Below are 9,383 nucleotides of genomic sequence, written 5' to 3'. Positions count from 1 at the left end.
TGCTTCAGTAAGTTGTTTAATAAGCGGGGTTAGGACCCCATTACTGCCTGTGATGGGCTTGCCTGCTTGGATGGCTTTTAAAGCTTCGTTAAAGTCAAAGTGCTGCATAATGTCATTCCTTGTTTTCTGGATAGTTTATGGGTGTGACACAGTTTTTTGAACACTACCTAAATCTATGCCAATATACAATTGGCATAGATTTTTTTGTATGTGGTTTAAGCATAATTGAATATGGTTAAGCTATATTTATTTTCTTATTATTTATAAAGATACTTTTTGAAAGCTTATACCGCAGGCTTAAAAAGCCTTCATAAGGCGCAATAAGCCGATCAATATGTTTACTTAATGCGGTTTTTTCGGCTTTGCTCAGTCTTTTAATATAAGTGAAATGCTAATCAAGCGGCAATAGAAAATGGCTGTCGCGAATCCTTGCAACGATTAAATATTCTTTGACGAGATAGGTAGAGTTTTTATCTGATTTTTTGAAAATCCAAGGTTTGAAGTTACTTCTTCCAATCTGTATTTGATAGCTGTTTTTCATTAAAGTGCCCGCCGGATAGCAAATAACGTATTTATCTATTTTTTTCCCATATTTGGAATATTCCCAATCGCTGCTAGCTACAATTTCCCAAGGTTGATTGTCAGCGCGGTTGAATAAAGCTAAGGCGGTATAATAAAAGCCTGAAAAGCCGAATATGACAATAGCAGCGAATAAGAAAAAAACAGCTATACTTATCATGACAAACATAAATATGCTGCGCCGAATAATCGTTTGCTGTGCAAAGGAATTGCTAAAACGATATGGTGCATTGAGATTTGAAAGTATCGTAATGTATTCGGTCTTGTCAAGACTGCTACTGGTTGAGAAGGTTTGTTTATAGCGCTTAGCGTCATAAGTAAAAATAAACTGGCAATATTTGTTTCTTCTCGAGTCTCTGCATTGTCCGTAAGCAGAACGAATTTCGGCTGTTGCGGATTTTTCTGAAGGGGTTAAATGCTGTTTATAATATGCGGTATTATGGCAGGCGCTGCGTAAACTGACATCATGAAAACTATGGCAAGGTTTTGGCGGTGGGGGCGGTAAACATAGTGCCGATTTCCTGTGAGTCATTAAGCCAGATATGCCAATCTTCTTTTAACTGATCATTCATGCTGTTATTCATGCCAACAATTGAGATGACAAGTAGCAAACGAATGATTCCTACAATTCTTGGGGCAGTCATTGAAAATTTTTTTGCCTGCAATACGCGATTTGTTTTTGGAAAATAGCCTAAATGAATCATAGAGTGAATTTTGAGAAGTTTTTATTGTTTTCTTTTTCAAAATAAAAAAGCTTCAGCATAAAATGATGTTATGCTGAAGCCTATATCAATAAGGTAAGAAAATAATGTTATTTATCTTTAACCAGACTTTGTACGGCATGATAAATAGAGGCTTTGTTACTTAATTGGGCATTATGCGATAAGCCTTTAAATAATTTTTTATGCTGCGCATCCACATTCATTGCAAAACCGCTGTCGATAGTGGTCAAGCTATCTAAATTAGAAGCTTGTAAATGCCAGTTTGTTTTCATCAACGATTGCGGATTAGGATTGCTTGCAAGCCATTTGAAGTCCGGATGGCTTACTTGCAGGGATTTGCATTGGCGGTGGATGCAGAGATTGGCAAAATCTGAGCCTTTATGCGGTGTGGCGATGGTAACCGCATCTTCTACGAGAATATTTCTAAAGCCCGATTCGTATTTGCTTCCGCCTTGCACGGCGCTGCGAATCACCAAACCGCCCATAGAATGTCCCATTAAATCAACTTTTTGATTATATTTTGTGTAATGATCAAAAATATAATTAGAAAGCGTGCGTCCTAGTTCTTTCCAAGTATTATCACGACCTGTATTGCTGTATAGCTCTGCTAAATTAACATCGCAATTTTTGCTGGCTTTGTAATAAGTAACTGTTTTAACATTAGTAAAGCCTTGCGCTTTTAGTTCTTTTAAGATAGGGCCCCATAATTGACCGCAGTTGATGCTGGCAGAGTCATATGTCATAAATCCATGTACTAATAAGACGGGCGTATCTTTGCTTTGCGTAGCCGGTTGCGCTTGTGCCGCGATTGCCAAGCAAGGAATAAGAGCAAGCCATAGTTTTTTCATAAACATCTCCAGTTAAGTTAAGGAAGGGCAATAATGCCAAGCGCGATTTTATCATTACTAAAAGGTTGAATTAAAGTTATTTATGTTATTAAACGCTGTTTTCTTACACATTAACTGAAATTGCTATGGATTTTCGCTGTGGTTTTCAGCTTGTATCAGCGCCTCGATATGTCTTCGGCATTGGCGGCGCTGCGATTCGGTCAAACCCCCGACAATTTCCAGATTTAAATCTAAAGGCACGGGCATGCCGCCGTTTTTCGGCATGACTGCCAAGAGATAAGCATTGCCCTGATGCTCAAAAAGATAGGGTGAGAAATATTTGCCTTCAATGAGTAAGCGATAGGGTTTTTTCTTAGGGTTTTTTCGCGGAATATTGACGATATAGCGCTTTTTCGTATGGTGAAAATCCTCCAATCCGACCAACAGCCAAGGTTGTCCTTGCCATGCGTATAAAGCGGCTAATCGGCGTCGCTTCCACGGCAGCCATAAAAATAGCGTAAATAAGGTTATGCCAATCAAAACAAAGCCGGTTGCATGGAAAAATAGCCATGCCAGACTGCGGCTGCCAAGTTTTTCCATGGCAAAACTGTTGCTGAAGCGCGGCGGATTGCCGCCGTCGCTAAGCAATTGCAAGGGCGGCAAAGCCTTAGGGCGGCTGCCGAAAAAGACGGTTTTTTGTTTGATGAATCTGTCTTGATGATAAATAAAAATGCGGCAGGTACTGATGCTGCGGCTTTGCCAGCAATAGCTTTCGGGGTGGACTTCTGCTTCCGGCACCGGTTGATAATGATGGCGTAGTCGCCAGTCTTGCCACAAGGTGCGCGTATTGTCGCGCTCCATATAGACAATGGCGCTACCTAGAGCGAAAAGCATGGCGCAAATCAGGTAAGTGAAAAAAGTCGATAAATGCCCCATGCGTTTGATATAGGGGCGGGTACTTTGGGGAAAGCCGAGAAAACTGCCGAGAATGAACATGATGTTTTTCTATAAATCTGCGTATGATAGATAGAATGTTGCGGTATTATCGTAACATTTTAGACTTGATATAGTCAAAGAATTGAAAAAGTATTACGGCGTTGGCGCGCCTTGCCGTACGCTCTTATACTGTCTGCGGCTCGCCGCCTTGTACTACTTTTTCACTTCTCCGACTATAAATTATGCCGCTAAACGGCTTTTTTGCCGCCTAATCGCGTACAATAAGCGCAAAATCGATAAGGAGAGAACATGGAAGCCATTAAACGGGAATTGTTGGCGCAATTTGCTCAAGGGCAGGCATTTTGCCGCATGTGCTATCAGGGGCAGAATTATGTGCTGCCGGTGGCAGTGGACAATAGCCTTCAATTGGAAGATTTATTGGAAATTGAGCGGCAAAAAACGGCGGTAATGGAGAATTTGCAGCGCTTTATGCAAGATAAGTCCTACAATCATATGCTGCTCTGGGGCGCGAGAGGCACAGGAAAATCCTCTTTGATTTGCGCCGCTTTTCAGACTTTGGCGGGGCAGGGCTTAAAACTCTTGCAATTGGCTTGTGACGATTTGCAGGATTTGGCTTTTCTGCTGTGGGTATTGGCGCAAACCCAAGACAAATTCCTGATTTATATCGATGATTTGTCCTTTTCAGATAATGACGACAGTTACCGCGCCTTAAAAGCCGTGCTGGACGGCTCGATTACCGGCATGGCAAAAAATGTGATGCTCTGTGTTACCTCTAACCGCCGCCATTTGCTCAGCGAAAGTCATCGTTCTGATGATGCCATTCATCCCGAAGAAGATGTGGAAGAGCAAATCTCTCTTGCCGAACGCTTCGGTTTGCGTCTGTCCTTCCATCCGCTGTCGCAGCGCCAATATTTGGATATGGTGGCACATTGGGCTTTGCGTCACGGCTTGACTTATGATGACAGTTTGCAACAGCAGGCATTGCAATTTTCTTTGGCACGCGGCAGCCGCAGCGCGCGTGTTGCCGAACAATTCGTACGCCAGATAGGGCAATAAGATGCACCTTGCCTTGTTTCAGCCGCAAATACCGCCTAATACGGGCAATATCATTCGTCTTTGCGCCAATACCGGCGCGCAATTGCACATTATCCATCCCACCGCTTTCGGCTGGGACGACAAACGTCTGCGCCGCGCCGGACTGGATTATGCCGAATTTGCCAGCGTGCAGCATCACGATTCATGGCAGGACTTCGCCGCTTATGTCGCGCAATATTTGCCGCAGTCGCGCATTTGGGCATTGACCACGCGCGGCACACATAGCGTTTTTGATGCGCGTTTTGCCGCCAAAGACGTGCTGCTTTTCGGCAGCGAAACCGCAGGTTTAAGCGAGGAAATTCATCAGGCGCTGACAAGTGAACAAAAATTGCGCCTGCCTATGCAGGCGCATTCCCGCAGCTTGAATCTTTCCAATGCGGCGGCGGTGGTTTTGTATGAAGCCTTACGGCAGACGGGATTGCCATAATCGTTTGAAAAAGGGACGTCCTAAAAAAGAGCGAGTGATAAAGAAGGAAAATAAATAAGCGCCGCTAGGGCGCTTATCGTTTTATTTGCCTGTTTCGCGCAGGCTGACGGTAAGGTTTAAGACCAATTTGTCTGCATCGCTGTCGGGGTCGATGGCGTAATAGCCTTGCCGTTCCAGCTGGTAACTGGTGCCGATGTCCGCTCTTGTGGCGGGTTCGGCTTTGGCATGATCCAGTACTTGCAGGGAGTTGGGGTTCAGCGTATCGAGGAAGTTTTCCGCCGCCATCGGATTGGCTTGATTGAATAAGAGCCCGTAATGGCGGACTTTGGCATCGACGGCATGCGGGGCGGAGACCCAATGAATCACGCCGTTGGCTTTGTAGCCTTCAGGGTTTTTGCCCAGCGTGTCGGGATCATGACGGCATTTGAGTTCGATGATATTGCCGGCTTCGTCTTTGATAACTTCTTCGCAGGTAATGACGTAAGAACCGCGCAGGCGTACGCTTTCGCCCAAGGCGAGGCGTTTCCATTTGGCAGGCGGATTTTCGCTGAAATCTTCCGCTTCAATGTAGAGGGTGTTGGAGAAGGGGACTTCGCGTTCGCCCATTTCGGGGTTTTGCGGATGATTGGGCAGGCGGTAGATTTCTTCATGCCCTTCGGGAAGGCTGCTAATGCTGAGTTTGATCGGGTTGAGCACGACCATGCGGCGCGCGGCTTCGGTGTTGAGGGTGTCGCGGATGACATTTTCAAAATAGCTGATTTCGATGGTGCCGTCGGCTTTGCTGATGCCGATTTTTTCGCAGAAGCGGCGCAGCCCCGAAGCTGGGATGCCGCGGCGGCGCAGTCCGGCAATGGTGGGCATACGCGGATCGTCCCAGCCGTTGACGTGGTTTTCCTGCACCAGTTGTATGAGGCGGCGTTTGGACAGGACGGTGTATTCCATGTTTAAGCGCGCAAATTCGATTTGCTGCGGGTGGCAGGGCGTTTCCAGCGTGCTGAGCACCCAGTCGTAGAGCGGACGGTGGTCTTCAAATTCCAAGGTACAGAGGCTGTGCGTGATGCCTTCAATCATATCCGAGAGACAGTGGGTGTAGTCGTACATGGGATAGACTTTCCAATCGTCGCCGGCATGGAAGTGGGCGGCATGGCGGATGCGGTAAATCACAGGGTCGCGCATGTTGATATTGGGTGATGCCATATTGATTTTGGCTCGCAGAACATGGCTGCCGTCAGGATGTTTGCCGGCGACCATTTCGTCGAATAGTTGACGGTTTTCTTCGGGACTGCGGTCGCGGTAAGGGCTGTTGGTGCCGGGCTCGGTTAAGGTGCCGCGGTTGGCGCGGATTTCTTCGCCGTTTTGCGAGTCCACATAGGCGGCACCTTGGTCGATGAGTTGGTAGGCGTATTCGAGTAGTTCGGGGAAGTAGTCCGAGGCATGGCGGAGTTTGTGCCATTCAAAGCCGAGCCAATGTACGTCTTTTTTAATCGCGTCCATGTATTCGGCATTTTCTTTTTCAGGATTAGTGTCGTCGAAGCGCAAATTGCAGCTGCCGCCGAATTCATTTGCCATGCCGAAATTCAGGCAGATGGATTTGACGTGTCCAAGGTGTAAATAGCCATTAGGTTCGGGCGGAAAGCGCGTGCAGACTTTGCCGTCGTTTTTGCCTGCCGCAAGGTCATTAGCAATGATATTGCGGATAAAATTTGCCGCTGGTATTTCGCTCATAATATTCTCTTTTTGCCTGATAGACTGCTAAAATGCCGCATTTTAGCAGATTGGAAAAGCCTATGCGCATTCGCTCTTCATTCTTTTTCTTCTCGCCGGCTTTATTGTCTTTGTTGTTGTCGGGCTGTAGCGGTGCTCCGCCGACGGTGTCTTCCGCGCCCTCGGCTTCGTCTTATTATGTCTTGCCTAGCCATGGCGACAGACGTTTTCATAATGAAAGCCAACCGGCGGTGCATTTGCAGGACAGCGCCTGCGATTTGCTGGCGGATCGCCCGCATTGGCGGGGAGCTTTGCAGGATGTGAAGTTGCGTTGGAATATGGAGCCGGCGTTTATTCTGGCGTTTTTGCATCAGGAGTCGCGTTTTAATCCGACGGCGCTGAGTTCTTCTTTTGCCTACGGCTATGCGCAGATTAAAGACGATAGTTGGGATTGGTATTTGCTCAAAACGCAGAATAAGGGCGGCGGTCGCGAACGTTTTGACGATGCGGTGGATTTTATCGGTTTTTATGCCAATCAAAATGTGAAGCGCAACCGTGTTCAATTAAATGACATTAAAAATCAATATCTTGCTTATCATGAGGGCATGGGTGGTTTTGAATCGGGCAGTTATCTAGCAAAGCCTTGGCTGCTGACGGTTTCGGATAAGGTCAGGGATCGTGCCGCCTTTTATCAGGCGCAATTGCTGGAATGTCCGATTTGATTTGGCAGATGCCGCAGGATAATGCGGCGATTCGGGCAGCTTTTGCGGCGGGCAGGGCTTTTGCTTATCCGACGGAAGCGGTTTGGGGTATCGGTGCCAATCCTGCCGATGAGGCAGCGGTGCAGGCGGTGATTGCCTTGAAAGCGCGTCCTGCGGAAAAAGGCTTGATTATGGTGGCGGCGGATTGGTCGCAGTTAGACGGCTGGATTGCGCCTTTAGCGGCTAGCGAGATTGCGGCGATGCAGGATCTGCAAGACGAGCGTGCCACGACTTTCGTAGTAAAAGCAGGACATAAAACGGCGGCAGCGGTCTGCGATGCGGCGACAGGGCGGGTGGCGGTGCGGATTTCTCATCATCAGACGGTGCAGGCATTGTGCCGCTTGCTGGAGCAGCCTTTATTATCGACATCTGCTAATCCGGCAGGACAGGCAGCGGCCTTGGATTTGGCGCAGGTACGTCGCTATTTTCCGGATTTGCCCTGTGTGATGGGCGAGGTGGAGGGCGCGAAGCGTCCGAGCAGAATTATAGATTGGCAAACAAAAGCGATATTGAGGGAATAATGAAAATCGGTATTTTAGGTGGCGGACAGTTAGGGCGGATGTTTTTGCAGGAAGCGGCGAATTATCCATTGAAAGTCAAAATATTGGATCCTGACCCGCAGGCACCTTGCGCGCATTTGTGCGATGAATTCGTCTGCGGGGATTTTAATGATGAGGCGACGGTTTTTGCTTTCGGGCAGGACTGCGATGCAATCGGCATCGAGATTGAGCATGTCAATGTCGCGGCGCTGAAGCGTTTGCAGGCGCAGGGCAAAAGGATTGTACCGGAGCCGGCGGTGCTGGAAATCATTCAAGACAAGGGGCGGCAGAAAGCCTTTTATGCCGAGCACGGCATTCCTACTGCGCCGTTTTATCTTGCCGCCAATGCTGCTGACATTGATACGCAGGCATTACCTTTTGTGCAGAAAACGCGCGCCGGCGGCTATGACGGCAAAGGTGTGCAAATCATCAGAAATGCGGCGGATGCGGTGCAATTATGGGATGTGCCGAGCGTGATTGAAACCTTGTGTCCGATTGATAAGGAAATCGCCTTGATTTTTGTCGCCGACGGCAAAGGCGATGTGCGAACTTACCCTGCGGCGGAAATGGTTTTTGATCCCGTGCTGAATTTGGTGGACGTGGTGCAGATGCCGGCAGAAATCGGCCCCGAGATTGCGGCGCAAGTCGATAAGATTTGCCGGCAATTGGCGGCGGCATTTGCCGGTGCGGGCGTCTTTGCGGTGGAAATGTTTGTTACGCAGAGCGGCGAGGTCTGGGTCAATGAAACCGCTTGCCGTGTGCATAATAGCGGACACCCCAGTATCGAGGCTTGCCCCAGTTCGCAGTTCGACCAAATGCTGCGCCTATTGGCGGATTATCCTTTGGGCAGCACGCAATTATTATCCGCCGCCGCCATGATTAATCTGATTGGCGCGGAAGGCGAGCAAGGCGCGGCGGAAATGCGCGATTTGCCCGCCTTATTGGCGCAAGAGCAGGTATATTTGCATTGGTACGGCAAACATCAGGTGCGTTCGGGGCGCAAAATGGGACATATTACCCTGACCGCGCCCGATACGGCGGCGCTGAAGGCGAAAATCGCAGCGCTTAAACAAGAGATTCATTTAGAGATTACGGCGAAAAAATGACAGAAAAAACATCAGCGAAAATCGGCATCATTATGGGCAGCGACAGCGATTTGCCGATTATGCAGGCGGCGGTGCAAGTGATTGCGGAATTTAATGTTGCGGCGGAATTGACCATCGTCTCTGCCCACCGCACGCCGGAGCGGCTTTTGCAATACGGCAAAACGGCACATCTACGCGGTTTGGAAGTCATCATCGCCGGTGCAGGCGGCGCGGCGCATTTGCCGGGTATGGTGGCTTCGCTGACGCCGCTGCCGGTCGTTGGCGTGCCGATTTTATCGAGCAATTCGATTGACGGCTGGGATTCGGTTCTCTCGATTTTGCAAATGCCTGCCGGCGTACCTGTGGCAACGGTGGCATTAAATGGTGCAAAAAACGCCGGCTTGCTGGCGCTGCGCATTTTAGCGGCAAGCAATGAGAACATTCGCGAGCAAATGCTGTCTTATCAAGAAGAAATGGCGCAATCTGTTTTGACGAAAGCGGAGCAGCTGCGGCATCTGTATCCCTGCGAATTTAAGCCTGAATAAGCTAGGGTCTGTTGACATATGTTGAATTAATGGCATACTATTGATATGAACAGATTAATGCTAAGTGATGCCCAATGGGCCAAGATAGAGCCGCTTTGCGCCGGTAAAGTCACAGATGCCGGAAGAAGCGCAAAAGACAACC

10 protein-coding genes are annotated in these 9,383 nt (G+C 48.3%); 6 read left to right on the top strand and 4 right to left on the bottom strand.

Going from position 1 to position 9,383, the window contains the following annotated elements:
- Positions 1 to 391 precede the first annotated feature (391 nt).
- The 3 genes from ACJHVI_RS05730 to ACJHVI_RS05720 all read right to left on the bottom strand — a co-directional run bounded on the left by ACJHVI_RS05730 (position 392) and on the right by ACJHVI_RS05720 (position 3,124).
- A complete protein-coding gene (locus ACJHVI_RS05730; RefSeq protein WP_483183696.1) occupies positions 392 to 1,111 on the bottom strand; it encodes a hypothetical protein in 720 nt (239 codons plus the stop codon).
- Positions 1,112 to 1,390: 279 nt separating this feature from the next.
- Positions 1,391 to 2,149 carry an esterase/lipase family protein gene (locus ACJHVI_RS05725; RefSeq protein ID WP_483183695.1) on the bottom strand — a complete coding sequence of 253 codons (759 nt, stop codon included), beginning with the start codon at positions 2,147 to 2,149 and terminating at the stop codon, positions 1,391 to 1,393.
- Between the two features lie 123 nt (positions 2,150 to 2,272).
- Entirely contained in the window at positions 2,273 to 3,124 is an 852-nt protein-coding gene (locus tag ACJHVI_RS05720; protein ID WP_483183694.1) for a hypothetical protein, read from the bottom strand.
- A gap of 249 nt (positions 3,125 to 3,373) precedes the next feature.
- On the opposite strand from ACJHVI_RS05720, the gene ACJHVI_RS05715 reads away from it, so the two are divergent.
- Positions 3,374 to 4,141: an ATP-binding protein gene (locus ACJHVI_RS05715; RefSeq protein WP_483183692.1), complete on the top strand. Its 768-nt coding sequence runs from the start codon at positions 3,374 to 3,376 to the stop codon at positions 4,139 to 4,141.
- 1 nt (position 4,142) lies between these two features.
- A complete protein-coding gene (locus ACJHVI_RS05710) occupies positions 4,143 to 4,607 on the top strand; it encodes a tRNA (cytidine(34)-2'-O)-methyltransferase (RefSeq protein WP_483183691.1) in 465 nt (154 codons plus the stop codon).
- An 81-nt stretch (positions 4,608 to 4,688) separates the two neighbouring features.
- Here the strand turns inward: ACJHVI_RS05710 and ACJHVI_RS05705 are convergent, their stop codons facing one another.
- Entirely contained in the window at positions 4,689 to 6,332 is a 1,644-nt protein-coding gene (locus tag ACJHVI_RS05705) for a glutamine--tRNA ligase/YqeY domain fusion protein (RefSeq protein WP_483183690.1), read from the bottom strand.
- A gap of 62 nt (positions 6,333 to 6,394) precedes the next feature.
- Here ACJHVI_RS05705 and ACJHVI_RS05700 point away from each other — a divergent pair, with 62 nt between their 5' ends.
- The 4 genes from ACJHVI_RS05700 to purE are packed head-to-tail and all read left to right on the top strand — an operon-like array spanning position 6,395 to position 9,241.
- Entirely contained in the window at positions 6,395 to 7,033 is a 639-nt protein-coding gene (locus ACJHVI_RS05700; protein ID WP_483183689.1) for a transglycosylase SLT domain-containing protein, read from the top strand.
- Positions 7,021 to 7,593 carry an L-threonylcarbamoyladenylate synthase gene (locus ACJHVI_RS05695; protein ID WP_483183688.1) on the top strand — a complete coding sequence of 191 codons (573 nt, stop codon included), beginning with the start codon at positions 7,021 to 7,023 and terminating at the stop codon, positions 7,591 to 7,593. Before ACJHVI_RS05700 ends, ACJHVI_RS05695 begins: the two co-directional genes overlap by 13 nt.
- Positions 7,593 to 8,717 carry a 5-(carboxyamino)imidazole ribonucleotide synthase gene (locus ACJHVI_RS05690; protein ID WP_483183687.1) on the top strand — a complete coding sequence of 375 codons (1,125 nt, stop codon included), beginning with the start codon at positions 7,593 to 7,595 and terminating at the stop codon, positions 8,715 to 8,717. Before ACJHVI_RS05695 ends, ACJHVI_RS05690 begins: the two co-directional genes overlap by 1 nt.
- Positions 8,714 to 9,241 carry a 5-(carboxyamino)imidazole ribonucleotide mutase gene (gene purE / locus ACJHVI_RS05685; protein WP_483183686.1) on the top strand — a complete coding sequence of 176 codons (528 nt, stop codon included), beginning with the start codon at positions 8,714 to 8,716 and terminating at the stop codon, positions 9,239 to 9,241. Before ACJHVI_RS05690 ends, purE begins: the two co-directional genes overlap by 4 nt.
- Positions 9,242 to 9,383: the final 142 nt, after the last annotated feature.

This window comes from Suttonella sp., assembly GCF_056855035.1.
The sequence above is the reverse complement of the archived record's forward strand: the minus strand, read 5'-3'. Positions and strand labels throughout refer to the sequence as shown.

What these genes read in the sequence shown, in the direction of transcription:
- ACJHVI_RS05730 (WP_483183696.1), bottom strand. Translation starts at nt 1,111, where the DNA reads ATGACTCACAGGAAATCGGCACTATGTTTACCGCCCCCACCGCCAAAA.
- ACJHVI_RS05725 (WP_483183695.1), bottom strand. Translation starts at nt 2,149, where the DNA reads ATGAAAAAACTATGGCTTGCTCTTATTCCTTGCTTGGCAATCGCGGCA.
- ACJHVI_RS05720 (WP_483183694.1), bottom strand. Translation starts at nt 3,124, where the DNA reads ATGTTCATTCTCGGCAGTTTTCTCGGCTTTCCCCAAAGTACCCGCCCC.
- ACJHVI_RS05715 (WP_483183692.1), top strand. Translation starts at nt 3,374, where the DNA reads ATGGAAGCCATTAAACGGGAATTGTTGGCGCAATTTGCTCAAGGGCAG.
- ACJHVI_RS05710 (WP_483183691.1), top strand. Translation starts at nt 4,143, where the DNA reads ATGCACCTTGCCTTGTTTCAGCCGCAAATACCGCCTAATACGGGCAAT.
- ACJHVI_RS05705 (WP_483183690.1), bottom strand. Translation starts at nt 6,332, where the DNA reads ATGAGCGAAATACCAGCGGCAAATTTTATCCGCAATATCATTGCTAAT.
- ACJHVI_RS05700 (WP_483183689.1), top strand. Translation starts at nt 6,395, where the DNA reads ATGCGCATTCGCTCTTCATTCTTTTTCTTCTCGCCGGCTTTATTGTCT.
- ACJHVI_RS05695 (WP_483183688.1), top strand. Translation starts at nt 7,021, where the DNA reads ATGTCCGATTTGATTTGGCAGATGCCGCAGGATAATGCGGCGATTCGG.
- ACJHVI_RS05690 (WP_483183687.1), top strand. Translation starts at nt 7,593, where the DNA reads ATGAAAATCGGTATTTTAGGTGGCGGACAGTTAGGGCGGATGTTTTTG.
- purE (WP_483183686.1), top strand. Translation starts at nt 8,714, where the DNA reads ATGACAGAAAAAACATCAGCGAAAATCGGCATCATTATGGGCAGCGAC.